The following is a 20,450-nucleotide window of genomic DNA, read 5'->3' on the forward strand; positions in this document are numbered from 1 at the left end:
TGTTTGTAGACCACTTGCCCTTTTCTTATCATGCATACTGACAAACTCTCCAATCTAAAAATATACTCTATACCTCACAGGAAGGGAGGCAATACGCATGCAAAAAAAGTCTATTCTCATTTCCCCGCAATCATCCTCTGCCAACCAGGCTCATTCTGATCAACAATCTTCCAAAACTACGCCTGCTTCTTTAGCTCAGCAAGGATATACAAAAAAAAGAGGATGTGGTTGCAAGAAAAGTCATTCATAAAGGCACTATTGCGTATCTAACGGAGGCGTTTATTCAAAAACCCAAACGCCCAAATTTTATATGTTTCAGACTCAAAAAAGGGGCATATATTATCTAGGGATTGGTTTTTATTACGAAAAAGGTTGGTGATTTACATGACAAGAATAGAAGACTTATATCCCCGTTCTGATGCTGAATTCCAGGCTGCACGATTAGAGACGGAGGCTGCTACGTCTGAATCCCTCTTACAAAACTTAAAAACGGGCATCGAACAAGGGACATATCAACAAGCCATCGACACGATTTTTCAAAATATTTCAAGTGGAACCATTGACTATGTCTCATTTGTAGACAGTACCTTACGATTAGCGCCTATGTCTACACCTGAAACCGGTCTTTTCTCCCCCTTAGTTGGGTTATATTTTTCAGGACTGAATCAAATACCTGCAACGCGTGACGTACAAAGTAATGTGTTTCAAGCGCTGAATCCTCTCATCGCAGATGCACTTGGCAGAGCATTAACTACCGATGAACTTGATCATATGAATGCGGAAGTATCGGGCATACGAGCTACTCTCATCCCGTATCAAACGGCGATGGAGCAGATTCAGAATGTATATGGTGGATTCCAACATATTACGTCTCAGATGCGTCAAGAATTCATGAGTGCTGTCAACAACGTGGATACTATTTTGGCAGATCGTTTGCCGAGTTTACTCTATACGGATCCCGCACAAGCTATGATAGGCCTGCCCTATTTTTGTGGTTTTGCTACCATGCATTTGCAGTTATACAAAGATATGATTATGCACGGTTCTACATGGGATCCTGAACACTATAACGCAGAGGTAATTGGGACGAAAAAAGCCACACTCAAAAAATTCATTCAGCTCTATGCGCAAGAAGCCTACGCGGGATTTACACAAGGATTAGCCTTATTGGGGGGCGATGATTTAAAACCTTCCAATACCGCAACGTTTTCACAACAAAAACAATATATACAATTCCTTACAATTAATGCGTTAGATAAGGCTAGATTGTTCCCCACATTTGATCCCGATCTTTACCCATATGGTCTTACTACAAATATACCGACCAACCATCAATTCGTTTCGTCTATCTTACCAGGGTATTGTATGCCGTCCTCATTTCCAAGTGATTTCGACTTTCCTATTTCTGATAACGGCGTTATACGAAAAGATCCGGAACTTGCGGCCATTGAGAGTGATACATCCACAGACAAAACGTACGGTTCTCCCGTCTTTATACAAATGGTAGATCGGAATGGAACTGTATGGAGACGAGGAGAAGATAAGGGACAGCAGTACTCTCTTCCATTTATTGATCCTGTAGATCCCCTCATTGGATTTGGTGCAGCCGCTGCGGTTCGTTTTGACTCGAATGGCCATCCGAAGTATGATCTCTGTTCTTCTGATTCCATATTCGGATTCCAATTTCTGACAAATTCTAAACAGCTGACGACGTGGTCACGAATCGATCTTCCGGCAGATTTTATGCCTTGGCTTCGTGCGCCAAACGGCTATAAAATTCGAACGCTGTATCCCCTTTACGATTCATCCAAACCAGCTACTCCTTTTGGGGGATATGTCACGGTGTTCTCACCGATAAATCCGACTACATTAGGCTTTCTTGCCCCTGATGCGTCTGGAAATCTGTCCGTCATCGGCATTCCATTGGAATCATTTGGGGAACAGCAAGGATGGGTTGTCCCAGAATGGACGACAGGGTCGAATGTGGTACAGCTTCCGCCAGGTCAAACGATTACAGTCCCCATTTTCAATGTCCTGGAAGGTCAATATACGATGCGTGTGAATTATGCCTGTAACACGAATGTAGATATGGTAGTAAACATAGAGACAGGTACAGGTAATTCTGTTTTTTCTGACACAGTTTCCTTTTCTGCCACAAATAGCAATGACTTTCCAGGAAAAAATGGTTACTATCGAAATCAACTGATTACAGATACTTTGGATATGGGGACATTTAGTATAACAATTGATCATATCCAGCTAACGAATAAAGGGACGTCCGACATTTTCTTAGATCGCGTGGAGTTTATTCCTGCAGCTTCTAATACCGTACAAACCGGTACGTTTATCGCGCAAGCTTTTACGATACCAAATGACACTAATTCGATTACCATTTATGAAGGAAATACAGTATATAATACAATCAAGCTATCCTATGCTTTTCAAACTGAATCCGATTCCTTCCCTGTAGAATTCCAATTTTATTATAAAGGACTACTTGTAGATACTGTAACGCCAACAGCAAACACACTTGTAACCAAACAAATCCCAACAACCTTCGATAGAATCGATATACATTCCACAACAAATTTATCGGGCACAAATGTTGTAGATATTGTAGCAAAACTTTCTTATGATTCATCTATACCGACGCAGGAAATACCTAACACTCATATAGATGAAACATATACGCTAGCACACGGATCATCCCAGCCATTCTATATCAAGGGACAAGGGAAAATGATAGGAGGAAATTATGCTGATTTATATATTCAATACAACTTGATTAACCCAAACGGAACGCCTTATCAGGACGGTATGGGTTTCTACGGGGGGAAAATTCAATTTTGGAAGCATGGACAAATGATAAAAGAATTTTTGTTACTGGAAGGTTATGTGAGAGTGGAGGATGTTGTGTTTGATACGGTTTCGTTCTCATCAGACGATTTAGTACACTTCGGACCGAATATTAAGCTTGAAATTAAAGGAGATTATGGCATACAACCTTTGAATCCACCGCCTCTTAATCCTTCTTATAGTGTAGATGAACAATTAAACCTAAATGATTATACCAACATCTATATCAAAGGGAATGGCGATGGGATAGGGAACTTTGCTAGGTTTGATGTTGTTGTTGCTGATAACTCTAAGCCTAATGTTGTTCGTAACAAGAGTTTTGTTGACATTATATTTTGGAAAAACGGAGAACGGGTAGATAGATTTATAGTGAACACTGGTAGTGTGGAATGTAACCGTGAATTTGATGCTATAACGGTGAAGGGTTACCAAACTTCTATAGCGCTATCCATTACAGGACAATATGGAATGAAAAAAACGAACAATTATTTCATAGACCAACAAGATCTAAGTTCCATCACAAATCAAGTCAACGCTCTATTTACATCTAACACGCAAAAAAACCTCGCTAGTGATATCAGCGATTATCAAATTGATCAAGTCGTGCTGAAAGTAGATGCGTTATCCGACGAAGTGTTCGGAAAAGAGAAAAAAGCGTTACGTAAATTAGTCAATAAAGCGAAACAACTCAGTAAAAAACGGAATCTACTCGTAGGGGGCAGTTTCGATACGCTTGATGCATGGCAACTCGGAAAAAAGGTAATCCGAAGAGAAGATGGGGATTTATTTAAAGGGGAACACCTTTTATTGCCACCACCAACGGTACTTTCTCCTTCGTATGCGTATCAAAAAATTGACGAAGCTAAATTAAAATCATATACACGGTATACTGTCTCTGGATTTGTGGCACAAGGGGATCCGTTAGAGGTTGTGGTATCTCGTTATGGAAAAGAAATCGAGAAAACTCTGCATGTTCCGTATGAAGAAGCGCATCCGATTACGGCGGAGCCAACGCCAAACTGTTGTCAGCCAGGAACACCTTCTTCGTGTAACGGTGAGACACCGGATTCGCATTTCTTCCACTACAACATCGATGTCGGTGCCTTACAAACCGAAGCGAACCTCGGGATTTCGCTTGGTCTTCGTATCGGAGAAACAGCGGCAAACACCCTCGGATTGGCTCGCATTGGGAATCTCGAAATACGAGAAGAACGTCCGCTAACAGCGAGTGAAATACGAAAAGTGCAGAAAGTAGAGACGAAATGGAAAAAAGAATGGGAGCAAGAACGTGCAGATGTAACAGCAAAACTGCAACCCGTTATCGATCAAATCAACGCTTTATATGTGAATAACGATTGGAATGGTTTGGTTCGACCACATATAGTAGAAGCGGACATTCATGCGATTACGATACCAGATTTACCAAAACAAAGACATTGGTTTATGACAGATCGTGAAGGAGAACATCGTTCGATTACCGAGCAAATGCAACAAGCACTGACTCGCGCAATGAATCTGTTAGAGAGTCAAAATCTCATTCACAATGGTAGCTTTACGAATGAATTAATGAACTGGACGGTAGAGGGAGGCGCAACTATTCAATTGGTATCAGGAGAAAATAAAGCCTTATTCCTTCCGCATTGGGATTCTAGTGCCGCACAAAACGTTCAAATTACAAATTTTGATGAAGATACAGAATATACACTTCGTGTACGCGGAAAAGGGAAAGGAAAAATTACTATCCAACATGGAACAACAGGAGAACAGGTAGAAACTATGGTATTTTCTCAAAAAAACATGCAAAAACAAGAACTATCCTATTTGACATTTGAAACGGCAGAGATTGAAATCGAAATTACATCTGAAGATGGTGGATTGACAATTGATAGCATTGAACTGATTGAAATGACGGAAATGTAAATAGAAGGAAAATAAAGGGCAAGGATGTTTGTAGTCCACTTGCCCTTTTCCTATAAGTATTAGTGCGCACCTTCTTCCGGTATTTAAACGTATGGTTCTGGTGTAAAAATATAATTCTTGTGCAACAGATTGGTGAATTTAGGATGGTATAATATTATTACTTTACAAAAGAGGTTCAAATGGAAGTATATTATCAACCAGATAGTATTGTATTAACATTACGTTTATATATAAGGGGTACGGCAATATCGTGATCAAGCTAAGGAAAACAAAATACCCCCAAACTGAATAAAATAGGGGCCTCTCTTATATATAATTCTATTTCTTTGTTCATACAACAAAATGTATACTTTTCCCACTATTACAAGCACATGTATCATATATATCAATTGGATGTGTGCGTCCTTTAATCGCTTTTTGCAAAACTGTTAGATCCTCATGTAATTCGGAACTAATAATGTAATACAAATCATATGCATCACAAATTGTTGCTATTTTTTCTGCTTGTGCTCTTGTTCTGACTTTTATCATAATCGGATGATTTTCTGAACCTAATGGATACATAGTTTTTCATCTCTATTTTTTTAGCTTCATTGTATAAAATAAAGATAAAAAAATAGAGGGGAATCCATGAAAAAATCGTTTCTTTTTAAAAATTTCCGTTTACTTGCAAAGGAAATACAATGTGTATTTTCATCCAACTTTTTAACGCATATAGCGAAAGAAACACAATTTGTACAACGTACCAGTAATTTTAGGGCACAAGAGTTAGTCGCTTTATGTATAGGAATGGGCCAAGATATTGCTAGGCACTCTCTGACACGGCTATGTGAGGGGAGAATTAGAAACGGGTGTTCTTATGAGTCTGGAAGGCCTAAATGTAAGATTAAACGAAAAAGCAGCAGAATTTTTGCGTGAGCTTTTCTCGCAACTCTTGAAAAACCATTATTAGCCACTATATCACTACTTTCTTCTTTTTCAGAATACTTTCGGCGTATTCCTATTTTAGATGCCATTACATTTCAAATTTCAGATCAACTCGCAGCTGTTTATCCTGGTTCAGGCGGAAGAGGAAAAGCTTCTGGAGTGAAAAAACAATTAGAATATGATTTGCTAAGTGGTTAATTTTTATATGTTGCATTGGGACCTGCGAAAGAAAATGATGTGAATTACGGAAAGGAAGTTCAGCCTACCGTTGATTTATAAGATCTTTATGTATGGTATTTAGGTTATTTTAGTTTGAGCGATTTAGAGGGTATTCAACAAAAAGGAGCGTACTATTTATCTCGACTCAAAATGAATACCAAACTGTTTCAAAAAATGGGTTCTGGTGCAAAAATAAACTGATACTAATTCTAAAATGAATATTTGATAATTTTGAAAATAAATCAATGGAAATTTATAACGAGAACGCGTATTTTAATAAGCAATATTCATCTAATGTTTGAAACTAAGTTTATATTTTTGTATACATTTTGAAAGCATTCGAGGTTTGCACCAGAACCAGTTTTACTTGGACAAAATCTCAACCGAAATCATCAAAAACCACGATGTTATCGGTATAGAGGATTTGCAAGTATCGAATATATTAAAGAATCATAAGTTAGCAAAAGCAATTAGTGAGGTGTCTTGGTCACAGTTTCGAACCATGTTGGAATATAAAGCAAAATGGTATGGCAAACAAGTCATTGTCGTATCGAAAACATTTGCTTCCAGCCAATTATGTTCTTGTTGTGGATATCAAAATAAAGACGTTAAAAATCTAAACCTACGTGAATGGGACTGTCCTTCTTGGTTTACACACCATGATAGGGATATTAACGCAAGTATCAATCTAAAGAATGAAGCGATAAGGCTTCTAACCGCAAGGGCTGCGGGGATAGCCTAATCAATTAGAGTTCGATAGAACTCTTTATTTAGGAATCCCTCACTTCTAAATGAAGTGAAAGTGGGGGTAGTTCAAAAAAAGAAATGCCTAGGCAATTAATAGTTGAATAAGGATTTTAGCAGCATATAAAAATCATTTTCCTAAATACGAATCATATATTATTAATGATAAATACTGAAAAGTGAGGGGAGAGCTTTGAATAAAGTATTCCTTTCTGGATATTATGGAGAGAAAAATACAGGTGATGACCTTTTACTTATGTGCGCATTATGGGGATGTCGCACATTCTTAAGCCCTAGCACTATTCAAGTTACAACTGTTCCTGAATTGCATAAAGCATTTTCTTACTCGGCAATTTTTAAAAAAGAAGAGGCGATTCGCAATGAAAATTTACTGAATTTATATTATCATGCTATAACTGCAAAGTATATAGTTTTTGGTGGCGGATCTGTATTTCATTCTACAGATAAAATGACTCGAGATAAAGATTTGATTGACTTAAGTAGTAAAGGTAACGCTATTGCTTTAGGAGTCTCATTTGGACCTTTTAGAGATAGTGGCGCTGAAACCGCATGTCGAAAATTATTAGAGAGCTTTAAATATATTGGTTGTAGAGATAATGATAGTGTTCAACTCATTCAAGATTTGGCGCCACATGTAAAAGTAGAAAAAACTTTTGATTTGGCACCACTAATATTTAAATCATCGGGTTTTCCGATTAATTATTTGAGCACAAAAAAAAGAAAAGGTCTAGGTTTAGCGCTATGTCATTATGAAAGGTACATTAATGGTGAACTGAGTATAGAAGAAGGGAGAATTAGAAAGGTAATTAAAGTATTGAACGAATTACCGTCTTCTGATATTGAAGAAATAGTAATAATTGATTTTAATGGACATCCAATTTTTGGCGATTCAAATATCCATAAAGAAGTTATACAAAATCTTAATTTAAATATACCTATTAAATATATTCCTTATCACCCTGATCCTCTCAATGCTATAAAGGAAATCGCAACATTAAAATGCCTGATTGGTATGCGTTTGCATAGTTCTATATTTGGATATTTGACTCAAACCCCTACAATTATTTTTTCATATCATCCAAAATGTTTGGGATGGGCAGAACAAATAGGTGCGTCAGATGAATTTGTTATTAATTCTATAAAATTTGAGGAAGAAGAGCTATTAAATCGTATACTCAAGATTTTTAATGGTAATTATAAATACCCACAATTAAGTATAGAACAGGCTGAACAATTAGCATTACAAAACTGGGAGGGAGCAAAATGTGCCATATTTCAATAGTTATTCCGTTATATAATAAGGAAAAATATATTGCGAGAGCTATTAAATCGATTCTTAATCAAACTATTCAACAGTTTGAAATTATTATTATTGATGATGGTTCTAAAGATAAAAGTTGTGATATTGTAAGAAGTTTTAAAGATTCAAGAATAAAATTAATACATCAGTATCATATGGGGGTTTCAGTTGCACGAAATAGAGGAATTGAAATGGCACAGGCAGATATTATTGCATTTTTAGATGCTGATGATGAGTGGAAGCCCACCTTTTTAAAAACAATCTTTAAATTAAGGAAGAAATACCCTGATAGTGGTGTATACGCTACATGTTATGAAATCATTTTAAAAAACGGGAAAAAAATACATCCCGTATTAAAAAATATCCCCTCGTCTCCATGGGAGGGGAGAATTTCACATTATATTCATTCTGTTTTGGGAGATTTACCTTTGATTTCTTCAGCTATTGCAATTCCTAAATCTGTATTCAAGAATATTGGAACTTTCCCCATTGGATCACAGCTAGGGGAAGATCAAGATATGTGGTTTCGTATTGCGCAAAAATATCCTATTATATATAGTAATACCGTACAATCTACTTATTATAGAGGATTACCTTACAGTCTCTGTACAAATTTAACACTAAAAGATCCTTATCCAATTATAAAAACCATTGAAAATACCCTCAAACTAACTTCCAAAGAAAATGATTTTTATCTAAAAGAATATTTAGCTAAATTACAATTAGACTTTTCAAAAAGATTATTACAAGCAAATGAACTAACAATCGCCAAAAATATTATTGCTAAATGTGATACAAAACAGTTTGTTAGATGGAAGACTCAGTTGTTAGTATCGTATTATTTTAAAAAATGTATGAAGTTTATAATAAAGAAATGAATTAATTTTTTTGTTAATGTTTTAAAAGTCGTTTTGGATCATATAGTAGCTAGTAAACTTTTTTGATATACGATGTATAGCGGAAAGAATTTATACCTGATTAAACGGCAAGTACATTTTATAAAAGAGAGTTTTTGGAGATTTGTAACAAAATTAAAGGAATGTATATGAATATCAAAGTTAAAAGATTAATATGGTAATTCTCTTTACTATATGATTTTCAAATTAAAATGTAGGAAAATAAATTAAGTTTATTTTTAAGTCAAAACGATTTTATCATAAAGAATTTCTTAAATTATAAGCACATATAAGGTATATTGATTCTTTATATACTTAAGAATAAGACTATTTATTTTATATATTTAAATATTTTTGTATATCTAATTATCGATTCCTCGGAAAGAGTAATAGAAAACTAGATATTTTAGTTTCTATATGGGTCAAAATCTGACTATTTTATAGATGCAATTAATAGGTTAAAATAACCACAAAAATAAAACTATCTATTAAATAAACTTTTTTCTATTTACAAATGCTAAGACTTGCTCTGGTTAATATTGATTTAAGTATGTACTTCCTATTTTTTACTTTCTAAGCTAGTTACAGCTATGTAACTAGCTTAGAAAGTAAAAAAGCTAACCAAAATGGTTAGCTTTTTTAGGGGAACGTTATATGGAAACTATCTATTATAATTCATTATAATAGATAGTTTCATTTGGTGTAAATAGCAAAAACATTTTGAATTTTCTTTTTTAAAAACGTCAAATTTATAAAGTGTTATATACGCATGTATTACTTGCTTGGAATTTTAGTGTATATAGTCGATATAGTTCCAAAAGCGCGAATTTACATTGAATACTCTGAATGAACTATAAGTTATATCAATTATTTGTTATAACTTATAGTTCACTTTTTTATGTGTTTTTCTTATTATGCAGAATAGGTAAAATTAAGTGTATTAACCATCATTTATTGTTCACTTTAAGTTAGTTTTTTTCCCTTGTATTACCATGAAATTTAAGAGACTAGTACTATTGACTACGAATGATTTTTATCCAAATTAATCATGACGGATAAAAGAAAATTTTTAAATGAAATATAAAGTACAGACTCTATAAAATTAGTCGAAAATAATAAACCTTTTCGACTAATTTATGCAAATTACGTTCTTCTTTTCAAGAATTGTGTTATGCAACACTTGTCAGTACTATTGCGGTGTATCAACAAGTGTTGCAATATATATGTATGTCATATTCCATAAAAATAGGACTATTTTTGCAAAGAAGTTCCTCTTTTTTTATATCTATGCTTTTTTAGCAAAAATATAACTCTTTTTAGGTTTTTTAAACCATTTTTTATTCAGAACAATGGTTCATGAAAAAGATGAATTCACTTATAAAAAATACATCTTTTTTGTAATTTGTTGAATATCATGTTTAATGTATACGTATTTTATATATATTTGAAACGATTTAAATATGTATTTGTATCGCAACTTAAAACGATAAGAAAAATTAATTGTAACTAAAATTTTAATATATATATCTACCCCAAGGAGGATGATATTTTTGAAAACATTTAAAGATATTTTAGAAAAAGGAACCATTTCTACTAGTCAGCATGATAAATTCGGGAGATTATTACGTCAATTTGATGAAATAGAATATGAAGGTGAAATTTACCTTATTGTTTGGCACCCCATAATTCATGAGTTTATCGGCTCTCATGAATCAAAATATTGGATTTCTCATACCGATTTTCATAAATCTGTTTGGAGAAAAAATTTAAAAAATGGCTTGGTTACAAAAAAATGAGAAGACACCAAGTTAGGCGATAAAAAGGAGTTTTTGAATTCAATAGGTAAAAGATTCTCTAAAGAAGCATGTATTCGTGTGGATAAAATACAATTATGTATTTTAAATACGTCATTTGTAATTTGTTTCAAGAGTTAGGAGTTTGTACTGTAACGGGAGGGCAATTTTATAATTGATTTCTTTAAGGAAGTATCAGCAGAGTTGTTTTTTTACAGGGATATAGATAGTGTTACCTATATATATTATTTTGTTGACCTGCTTGAATAATTTTATATTATACCGTTTATATCGGTAGGGATGATACATTTTTAGTAAAATCAGTTTTTATTAGTTCTTCTGATTCACTTATCCACTAATTTATAGTGTTAGAATGGGTGGATAATATATTGTTAATTTTTTTATAAATATATACTGTTCTATACCAGATGAACCCCAATATTGTAGAAAAAATGTAGAAGGAACAACTGCAAGTGTTAAGAAATTACAGGAAACACAAACTGCGCAAGGAAAGACGATTAGTGAGGCTACTACAACAATAGGTCAACTTTCTGAAGCGTTGAAGTTAACAATGAAAAAGAAAGATGTTGAGGATTGGGTTCTATAAATGATTTACGAAATGTTTCATTCGTTCAAGGCTTCAAATACTGGTCACAAAATGGTAATAGTACTTTTATTGACTCTTCTGTAACATACAGAGGCTATACAACTGCTAAATTACATGCGACTGGATTGAATGAAGATAAATGGTATAGCCTTCATCAAACGATAGACGTAACTGCGAATTCTAATTGGATTAGAGTTGTTATTGCTGGAACAGTTCCAGTTGGAGTTATTAAAGCGTGTTATAAACCATGGATGAGAAGAAATGGAACGTTGTGGATTGCGTTACCTATGTTGTAGCGTGGTAAAATAGCTACTGAAAAGGCGTTTCAATCATCTCTGGCAAACAAGAACTGTTTATAAATGAGACTTATAAAGCTTCTATGTAACCAAAACAGGATCTAGGTTAGAAGTGTTAGATGAAGGGATACTAGCACAAATTTTAAAAGACAGTATTATTACTTCTATTAATATGTCACCTGGTAAGATTACAATCGATGCTAAGAAATTGAATATTAGTGCCGATACAATGGTGAAATGGTTAACTGCAAAAGGTATTGATACAAATCTTATTAGACTTAACGGTGATAAAATAACGATTGATAAAGATGGTGTAACTGTTAAAATGCTAGACTTCCTATTCCAAGACGAAACCTAATAGCAGATCCAGACTTTTCTAGTGTTACAAAGAAAAATATCGGACATAACGATTATTATGGATTTGAAGGTGGATATGGTCTTACTTGGAAGTCATAGGGAAATGTCGTAATAGAAAAGAATACACAGTATCTGCTCATTTTAGAACAGCAATGATAAATGGGATACGTAAAACAGGGAAGCCGCGTTTACAAGTATGCTGCGTTAAATTCCGAGACAACGTAAGTTACGACATTGGCATTTAGCTGTTTAACGGACTTGCTGTAGGTGGTGTGAATAATAATATGTCTCCAGCACCAGACGGACAAACGTTTGATATAAGTACTGAAAAAGAAGTGGAAAAATATCGGAATATACGAGCCATGCAGGGAATTAACTTAGGTGGCGGTGGATTTCAACAATGGGGGCATATTCGTTTTACAGACGGTAATATGGGAATCGTTTTTTTATGCGAGTACGCCAAGTAATTGGAAATTTAACGCACTTGGATAGAAAGGAGAAGTGAGAATGAATAAAAACCAAATGATGCCACTTCAATCAGGTGAAAGTTTTCCTTTTATGGGAGGGTTGTGGATGCAGAGCGTACAGATACAGGGATTTTTGTTCAAATACCTGCTGAAATGTTACATAAGGCAGGGCTTCTAAACGGTGTTAGCAGGGTTGAAGTATAGAAAAAAATGGATGGGACAGTAAAGGTTCGGATTGCTACGCTGTGTGAAATATGTCAACGTGGAGCGTGTCTGTATGAACTAGATATGGGATTTTCGTAAAAAATATTTGCCAAGAGTGTTATACATCACTTACTGGGAATTATCCATCACAAGAACCACCAACTAATGACAACGTAATGCAAATAGAGAAAGGACAGCTATAAGCTGGTTTTTATTTTGTACAAAATACGTTGCTTTGAAATTTCTGTGAAGTCTTCACCATAAATAAGGTTGTCTCATATCATATAGGGATTACTTTATTAAGATTTTAAGAGGTGGTGAATATATTGGAAGATGTATATGTGAAAATCGACAGCTTAAAAGCAGAACAAAAAGAAATTATGCGAGATATTCGTAATTTAGAAACTCGCACAACAATTAATGAAAAAGACATCACCATAATTAATAAGCAATTAGAAAAGATTAGTATGAATACAACTTGGATTTTACGAATTATTATTAGCGCAATCACTATGTCAGTCTTGGGTTTAATATTAAAAGGGATGATTTAAATATCTTAAAATAAAAGTACTTATTGAGAGAGGAACAAGAGTCTCTCTTTTTTTATTATAAATAAGGAGATGAAAAGATGGATCGTATTGATGTATTAATAAAAGCATTTATAGCTACATTCGGTGGCTTTTGTAGGTATTTCTTGGGAGTAGGGGATGTAACATTGAAAATCCTAGTAACGATGGCAGTTATTGATTGTCTAACTGGCATGATTGCAGCAGGATATAACGGAGAATTAAAAAGTAAAGTTGGTTTCAAAGGCATCGCCAAAAAGGTGGTGCTTTTTTCTTTTGGTCGGAGCGGAAGCTCAATTAGATGCAGCGTTAGGAAGTAATAGCGCTATTCGTGAAGCAACAATTTTCTTCTTCATGGGTAATGAATTACTTTCACTTTTAGAAAATGCCGGACGAATGGGTATTACACTTCCACAAGCTTTAACAAATGCAGTTGAGATTTTAGGCGGTAAACAAAAACAAGAAGATAGAAAAGGAGATGTTAAGTAATGGGACCAATTATTGATATTCCAAAATGGAATGGTGACATTAACGGGCCTATAGCAAAGTAATACATTGTATAAAGGATATGTACAAGCCATGAAGCAACATGGTATTCATTTTGGTAACTATGCATTCTGTCGTTTCGTTTCTGAAAATGATGCAAGAATAGAAGCTCGTGACTTCTGGAACTGTGGAGACAAGAGCGTGACAGTATGGGTTGCAGATGTTGAAGTAAAAACAATGAATGATATGAGAGCGGGCACACAAGCATTTATTGATGAACTACGCCGATTAGGTGCTCAGAAAGTTGGCTTATATGTTGGTTATCATATGTATGTTCCGTTTGGTAGGGCAAATGTAAAAGCTGACTTTGTTTGGATTCCTCGTTATGGCGGTAATAAGCCAGCTTATTCATGTGATATCTGGCAATATACAGAGATAGGTAACGTACCTGGTATCGGTAAGTGTGATTTGAACCAATTGATTGGTAGTGAATCATTATCTTGGTTTACAGGAGAAAAACAACAAGAACAAGTTATTGCCAATGGCGGCTATCAATATGTTAAATCTGGTGGTTTTGGTATTTTATTAGTTCGGGAAGCCGTAAATGCTATGAATGAGCATGGAGCAAGAGGGAAGGTTGTCTCTGATCCATTAACTAGTTTAGATTATTTACAAACTGAAGTATTACCTAATAGCGAGCTTGATAGGATTATAGCTTGGATGGATGGAAGAAACTGATGGTATGAGTACATTAAAAAATAAACAATCCAACAGACATATGACCCAACAACTAAAGGGGGGGCTATGTGTATATTAAAAATAGAGGAATAAAAAAGGAGCTTGGATGCAAGTGTAGCAGACTTTAAATATATAAGTTCATTGCAAGGATGAACAATTAAAGAAACGAAGATGGTTTGTTGGATGTAAAATAATGAATAAGTGATTTTGAGTTAGAAAATAAGAAGGTGTTTGCTAAAAGATAGGTGCAAGTCAACACCTGCACCCATTTTGCTAAATATTATTCATGTTTAGGTTCGTACTAATATTGGTGTATGACTCATGCTTTAGTTCATAGTCGGAAACATACCTGGTCCCTGATCTTTTTCTGAACCATCATTAATTAGAATGATTTCGACTGTATTCACGAGAAACTCATTTGTATCGGAACGTATAGTCAGCGAAATTTGTGCCCCTTCGGGTTGTAGATAGAATTCCTTTGTTTCCATTTGTCTTGAATTTGTAAACACAAGTTTGTTAGTTGTATTTCCATTTTGGATGAGCACACTTCCTGTTCCCTTTCCAATTACTCGGATTACATATTCGGCATCTTCATTGACAACTGGTAAGGATACGTTTGTGCGTATCAAAGAATCCCAATGTTGTAAACGTAACATCGTATTTTGATTGATAGTTTGAAGTGAAACGGTTCCTTGTTTGTACCAAGAGTCATCAAGAGGTTCTAAGAAATCTCCATTTTCTAAGAGGTTTCGAGAAAAGTATTGGTCCCACCCGCGTTCTAATTTTTGTTGTAAATCATAGTAAAATGCATAATCAGAATCGGGCACATCTGGCATAAACCAATGATATATATTGTGAAAAGGGGGAATCGTAGTTTCTAGTAATTGTTGGTAGCTCGTTTCTGTCCGTAATGTATGATGTTCTGGTGTTGTGTATAGCATATTGAAGCGCTGTTGAATTTGTTGTATAAACTGAGCGTGTTCGGTCTGCTTGGTTTGCTGCTCTTCTTTCCAATCATTTTCTAGACGTAATACTTTTCGCTGTTCTGCTGCAGTTAGGGGACGACCTTCAAAAACTTCTATATTACTAAGTTTTGCAAATCCTTCTGTACTTGTTATTTTAAAACCAATTTCAATTCCTGGGCTTTGGGAGTGGTATAAATTTTTTACATCGATAGGGATTTGGAAAAAATGCGAATCTATGTCTTCTTCATTACATGCTGCACAACTACATGGATGAGGAGTGCAACAATTAGGCTCTGTATCTGCAGAAATTGGTTTCGCCATTTCAGCTGGTACATATACAATTTGTGAGTGCTCTTGACCATAACGTGATACCATGATTTCAAGTTGGTAGCCTTGTGCGATAAAACCTGATACATAGTAACGTGTATTGGCTTTTAATTTATTTTCAGCTATTATTTGATACGCATAAGAAGGATGTTTTACGGGATCAATTGCAGGTGGCAATTCTAGATGATAGCCTTGAAAGAGTTCATGGTCTGATACAAGAACAGCATTTTGACTCAATTTCCATCTTTCCAGTGTTTCAAAATTCCCTCCAACTAATAGATTACGAGCTTTACTGATTTGTTTGGCTTGCGCGAGACGTTGGTGCAGTTGTTCTTTTTGCGCTGGAAATATCCTATCGGATAATGCATTTACTTTTAGTAAAACCTGATCGATCCAATAATCCGAGACACCTTGTGATAACGAAGAACTGCTAGATGAAAAAAGATTGTTGACACTGTTTGTGATTTGGTCCAACTGTTCCTGTTTGGTGAAAATGGGATTGACTACATGTGATATTGTCATTACATGGCCTCCTTTAGTTTGAATAGTGTGACTACTTAGTTGCCCAAAAAATAGAATTGTATAGATAAAAGAAAGAGTCACATTCAATATGATTTGACTGGTACTATATAGTTGTTGAGTGTGATACAGCAGGGTTTTTGACTTTTTTAATTGTCACTTTTGTCCATAGAATGTTTGATTTGAGATATAAATTTCATCAACTTCTGTTTGTAAAGCCAAATCAAAAGTATCCGAAATTGGGTTGTGAGTTACTATATTACGATTTCTATAGCTATGATGAAAGTGCTTTTCAATTATATATTTGATCGATCTTTTATAAATTTGTAAGTTTTCTATCGGGCTAAGTGTAAGACTGAACTCCGTAGCATTACTGTTATTACTATCATTTTAAAAGATTGATTAAGAGTTGTTAGGTGCTAGCAATAATGTTCCACTAACTTGAAGAGGGTATCTGGAGCTGTCGAAATTGCCAGAAAAGTCTAAGGATACAAAGTCGAATCCGCCATCTGGCGACACATTTTCAAAAATAAAAGTATATTGTTGGGTATCATTATTAGTTTCTACTCGAGTGGCTTTTACCCCTGTTGCAACAGCGTTATCGTTGCGTTTTATATACAGCTGTATGGGAGTTGAAGAATTAGATATGACGGTCAAGTTTTGTATACTAAGAGCTAATGATCTATTTTTCTCCCATACTATATAAGCTCTATCATCATTGGCCATTTCATAAGTTACCGTGTGGGCAGGGATAACTACAGTGTTTGGTGTGGACGGATTTATGAGGCCTTGAACATTTTCATATTTATTATCCAATGGTCCGGAATCCGTATTAGTTGTAGCATTGCTTTCTTCAAAAAGTTGAATTTTATATAAATCTTGAGAGATAGTTTCGTATATTATAAATTCTGAGCTTTTGTCGCTACAGGAATTTCCATGAGCGGGCATTTCATTGTGTATGACATGGCAACTTGGCCCGTCACCTGATACAGTTTTAGTTAAAAGGACGTTATTGTGTATGTCTAAAAACTGAAATGATAGAGAAGCAGAGTTAACTAAAGTTCCGGTGATATTTATTACTACAGGCTCAATAAATGGGGTTGACAGTAACTCCCAAACAGTATAGTTTCGTAGGTGAGTCGTGTTGGAGCCTACTGAAAAAGATTGGTCGTTAAAACTTGATGTAGGCATAGTTGGTATAAACTCAATCCGATCTAAAAACAAATCGTTAGCTCCTGTGTTCTCAAGAAGTATTTCTACAGGTGAAAATGGAGCTTTAAATTTTACATCGTCAGTTGTTAACATAGCGTATTGGAAATGATTAAAATCTGTATTGCCACCCGTATTCGTTAATGAAGTACTTGTAATACTTACGTCACTACTACCATTCCAGTATTTTAAATTTAATTTTCCATCATCGCTGGGTGTGGCATATCGAATTCGAATATCATAAGAAGCTGAAATATCCCGCATGTTCACCATCAGCTTCGCGCGAGAATTTGGAGGTAATTTGACTAAATCGCCACCTGTATGACCAGGTCCTTTTACAACACCCCCTGGTATTGGGAAATCAGTAATGCTATGAGCCTTAACAACAGGAATCGAGGTAATAGAATCTGTAACTACCGTATTTTGAGAATCCACTGTCGTAGAGGTCCAGCCCGTAGTTAAAGAACCTAATTGTTTTCCAGAATTAACAAATAAAGTTTGTGGATGAGTGGTTGGCGTAAATTTAACATAGGATATAACATGGCTGTCTATTTGCTCATCTGCTCCTATGATTTTGTGGACTCCATTACTTACCATTGACGTCGCTCCCAGACCACGGATCTCTTGATATGCGATATAGACTCTACCATCAGCTATGTTATACCATGGTGAATCATCATTAATACTACCAATGACATCATCGAATCCAGCACTTTGCCCGATGACTACACACCTAGGTTCAAACCAGGAACCTACTTGTATTTTTGTGAAGTCCCCGCTGACAGCATGTGTTCTCCCTGTATTGCTAGATCCCTGGGGTTGTAGAATTTGTTGTCCATTCGTATTGATGAAGTGTTGATCAATTCCTACGATAATCTCCCCATCAATGTAGTGATATAGGGCGTTGGGTTTTCCTGTTGTCGGAGCATGTGTAGCGACTTCGGTTTTGTAGTCGTCCGTATGGAAATCTAACTGTTGTAGGAATGTAAATAACCGTGGTTGAGGTAATAATGCTTGAGAAAGGCTATCGATACTTTTGTTAAATCCATCTGGACTACCATGAATATCAGTGTATATTTCTCTTGTTAACTCTTTTTTTGCCCCATCAGGGTAGTTTTTATAATCCCAATACGGCCATATAGCTACTAAATCCAAAACAGTTACTTGCATCGTTTGGACGTATTCATTATACTGGTTCCAATTTTTAACACTTTGCATATATTGAGAATGAATGCGAGACGATATGATTTCGTCTTTACAAATAGGATGAGAAGAAAAATTTACTCCTCCACAACCCGTTGATAGAGAACCAAGTGAATGTTGGCATATAGCCGTGCCGAGATCTGCGTACGGGTCATACAAATATTGATTGTAATAGGATGGGTTATCATTGTCATTTTGATTGTCATCTCTCTTTGCGCAGAGATTAACTGTTGCAACTTTAATTTTCTGAAGACCATCATTATAATGCTTCATACAATAGTTGGTATACTTTTCAATTAATTGCTTGAATCCTAGGCCTGAACCTGGGGAATCATAATACCCATCAATTGTTGCTTGGGCAAATCCCCATTCAGTTCCTTTTTCTTGTACTGTGCGCAAGAACATTAGATGTAAATTTGCAGCTTGTGCATAAGTAGATAATAATTCTACCTCATATCCTGATATGGTGAATTGCGCGATATTGTTTACAAAGAAAGTGTGGACTATACCGAATTTAGTTTGTACTTCTGATTTTAATTTGTCTTCATCGTTTGGATTTTGGTTATTTTTTAAATTATCCAATGCTTGCTGAAAGACTAATAAATCTTGATGGAGCGCTTTTAATTGTGCTATGGCCGTTTCTTTTACCGTATTTGATATTTTTTGATCCATCATTTGTTCTGCTGCAGCCATAAATGTTTGAAAAAGTAGGGTGAGGTCGGTGGTAGAGTTCCCATTTGCATCAGTTTTAGGAAACAGTTCATCAATTACATCGCCGTATACATATCTTAATAGCGCGCTATAGGGTCCTGCAAGGATACCGATCCCAGGAATAAATTTGACTAAACCGGTAACCTGATCAAGAACTTTGTGCAGCCCCCAATTCCAATCAAAAGTAAAGAATTCATTGGGTGTAGAAGAAACTGATGGATACAAAATTGGTTCTTTACTAATGGGCATAAAATAGCCTCCTTTAATAAATGTGAAATGTAAAACGATATTAATATATGGAGAAATTTGGTCGTGTATACCATCTGCATGTATTTTTTTGTTGACCATAACTGTTAATTTCCGGTAAATAAGTGTCGAACAAAACTCAACCTACCATCTTAAGAGGAAAGCTCGAACAAGGTTTGTTCCTTTAGATTTGTACAATTTAAGTGCATTTTGTTTGTTAAATTATTTACTACTCAATCCATTGTTTAAAGGTAGCTAATGAATTAGATGATGAACTTTCTTGTCGTTTGAAAATGCTATGAATAGCCCTCAAGTTAGTTATAGAATCATATACCATTTTTTTAAACGTTCGTGTAAAAGTAAGCAATTGTTTTTTTATCAAGGTACTAGAATACTCAAATTCTTGAGTTTTAGAATATAAAGTCACTGAAGTATGTGCAAGGAATTTGTTAAATACGTCTTTGTCTGATAATAAATTAAACTCCTTAGCATTTTTTTAGCTATTTTTGCATAGGAAACTAACGCCTACATATTTACAGCTGTGGCACTTTGAAAATAGACATATGGATAGTGTCTCTATATGCACGTACAGTTTTATTTAGTTCTTCTACTTCCTTAAATGTAGAAAGATTGTGGAAGGATTCTTTAGTTGTGATAACATCGATTCTTTTTTTCATAATGGTTTGTCTCCTTTTTGGAAACAAAAAAGCAACGTCACCAATTTGGTAAACGTTGCTTAATAGACCCTACATGATGTGAAATAATTCATGAGAGTATAGCAAGTGTTTACCTGGCGTAATCAGGTGGACGGTATATAGAGTGCTGGTAGCACTTTATATACAGGCTGTGCTCTTTTGTTTTGTCTCGAATTTT

Annotated in this window: 9 protein-coding genes and 6 pseudogenes; 11 read left to right on the forward strand and 4 right to left on the reverse strand. The window is 35.1% G+C overall.

The genetic code is table 11. The annotated features are described in order from the left end of the window. Positions 1 to 97: 97 nt before the first annotated feature. Positions 98 to 250 (forward strand): hypothetical protein, encoded by a 153-nt coding sequence (locus tag PSR14_RS29695; RefSeq protein WP_176543367.1) that lies wholly within the window; start codon positions 98 to 100, stop codon positions 248 to 250. A gap of 134 nt (positions 251 to 384) precedes the next feature. Then, positions 385 to 4,776 (forward strand): insecticidal delta-endotoxin Cry8Ea1 family protein, encoded by a 4,392-nt coding sequence (locus PSR14_RS29700; protein ID WP_392355915.1) that lies wholly within the window; start codon positions 385 to 387, stop codon positions 4,774 to 4,776. 330 nt (positions 4,777 to 5,106) lie between these two features. Here the strand turns inward: PSR14_RS29700 and PSR14_RS29705 are convergent, their stop codons facing one another. Then, positions 5,107 to 5,340 carry a DNA-binding protein gene (locus PSR14_RS29705; protein WP_262727209.1) on the reverse strand — a complete coding sequence of 78 codons (234 nt, stop codon included), beginning with the start codon at positions 5,338 to 5,340 and terminating at the stop codon, positions 5,107 to 5,109. Between the two features lie 946 nt (positions 5,341 to 6,286). Here PSR14_RS29705 and PSR14_RS29710 point away from each other — a divergent pair. The 9 genes and pseudogenes from PSR14_RS29710 to PSR14_RS29750 form a co-directional block, all read left to right on the forward strand. Continuing rightward, positions 6,287 to 6,664 (forward strand): annotated as a pseudogene (locus tag PSR14_RS29710) (RNA-guided endonuclease TnpB family protein); the annotation flags it as partial. 195 nt (positions 6,665 to 6,859) lie between these two features. Next, a complete protein-coding gene (locus PSR14_RS29715) occupies positions 6,860 to 7,969 on the forward strand; it encodes a polysaccharide pyruvyl transferase family protein (protein WP_262727208.1) in 1,110 nt (369 codons plus the stop codon). Continuing rightward, complete coding sequence (locus PSR14_RS29720) at positions 7,951 to 8,865, forward strand: glycosyltransferase family 2 protein (RefSeq protein ID WP_262727207.1); 915 nt, start codon at positions 7,951 to 7,953, stop codon at positions 8,863 to 8,865. The genes PSR14_RS29715 and PSR14_RS29720 overlap by 19 nt, the downstream gene beginning before the upstream one ends. A 1,559-nt stretch (positions 8,866 to 10,424) precedes the next feature. Next, positions 10,425 to 10,679: a hypothetical protein gene (locus PSR14_RS29725; RefSeq protein WP_392355916.1), complete on the forward strand. Its 255-nt coding sequence runs from the start codon at positions 10,425 to 10,427 to the stop codon at positions 10,677 to 10,679. A gap of 445 nt (positions 10,680 to 11,124) precedes the next feature. Continuing rightward, positions 11,125 to 12,428, forward strand: a pseudogene (locus PSR14_RS29730) (hypothetical protein); the annotation flags it as partial. A 15-nt stretch (positions 12,429 to 12,443) separates the two neighbouring features. Continuing rightward, a pseudogene (locus PSR14_RS29735) lies at positions 12,444 to 12,810 on the forward strand (hypothetical protein). A 123-nt stretch (positions 12,811 to 12,933) separates the two neighbouring features. Then, positions 12,934 to 13,158, forward strand: coding sequence for a hypothetical protein (locus tag PSR14_RS29740; protein WP_098213626.1), 225 nt, complete (start codon positions 12,934 to 12,936; stop codon positions 13,156 to 13,158). Between the two features lie 77 nt (positions 13,159 to 13,235). Next, a pseudogene (locus PSR14_RS29745) lies at positions 13,236 to 13,662 on the forward strand (holin family protein). After that, positions 13,662 to 14,397: pseudogene (locus tag PSR14_RS29750) on the forward strand (GH25 family lysozyme). The pseudogenes PSR14_RS29745 and PSR14_RS29750 overlap by 1 nt, the downstream one beginning before the upstream one ends. A gap of 326 nt (positions 14,398 to 14,723) precedes the next feature. Here the strand turns inward: PSR14_RS29750 and PSR14_RS29755 are convergent. The 3 genes and pseudogenes from PSR14_RS29755 to PSR14_RS29765 all read right to left on the reverse strand — a co-directional run. After that, positions 14,724 to 16,163, reverse strand: a complete 1,440-nt coding sequence (locus PSR14_RS29755) for a hypothetical protein (RefSeq protein ID WP_406644251.1) — start codon at positions 16,161 to 16,163, stop codon at positions 14,724 to 14,726. A 447-nt stretch (positions 16,164 to 16,610) separates the two neighbouring features. Next, a complete protein-coding gene (locus tag PSR14_RS29760; protein WP_176543344.1) occupies positions 16,611 to 19,580 on the reverse strand; it encodes an insecticidal delta-endotoxin Cry8Ea1 family protein in 2,970 nt (989 codons plus the stop codon). A gap of 499 nt (positions 19,581 to 20,079) precedes the next feature. Next, positions 20,080 to 20,254, reverse strand: a pseudogene (locus PSR14_RS29765) (helix-turn-helix domain-containing protein); the annotation flags it as partial. Positions 20,255 to 20,450 lie beyond the last annotated feature (196 nt).

The sequence above is a fragment of the Bacillus sp. A01H genome (assembly GCF_045277205.1).
In the GTDB taxonomy this organism is placed as follows: Bacteria; Bacillota; Bacilli; order Bacillales; family Bacillaceae_G; genus Bacillus_A; species Bacillus_A paranthracis.

Coding starts and splice junctions, on each gene's coding strand:
- PSR14_RS29760 (WP_176543344.1), bottom strand. CDS start 19,580: ATGCCCATTAGTAAAGAACCAATTTTGTATCCATCAGTTTCTTCTACA.
- PSR14_RS29720 (WP_262727207.1), top strand. CDS start 7,951: ATGTGCCATATTTCAATAGTTATTCCGTTATATAATAAGGAAAAATAT.
- PSR14_RS29695 (WP_176543367.1), top strand. CDS start 98: ATGCAAAAAAAGTCTATTCTCATTTCCCCGCAATCATCCTCTGCCAAC.
- PSR14_RS29725 (WP_392355916.1), top strand. CDS start 10,425: ATGATATTTTTGAAAACATTTAAAGATATTTTAGAAAAAGGAACCATT.
- PSR14_RS29705 (WP_262727209.1), bottom strand. CDS start 5,340: ATGTATCCATTAGGTTCAGAAAATCATCCGATTATGATAAAAGTCAGA.
- PSR14_RS29700 (WP_392355915.1), top strand. CDS start 385: ATGACAAGAATAGAAGACTTATATCCCCGTTCTGATGCTGAATTCCAG.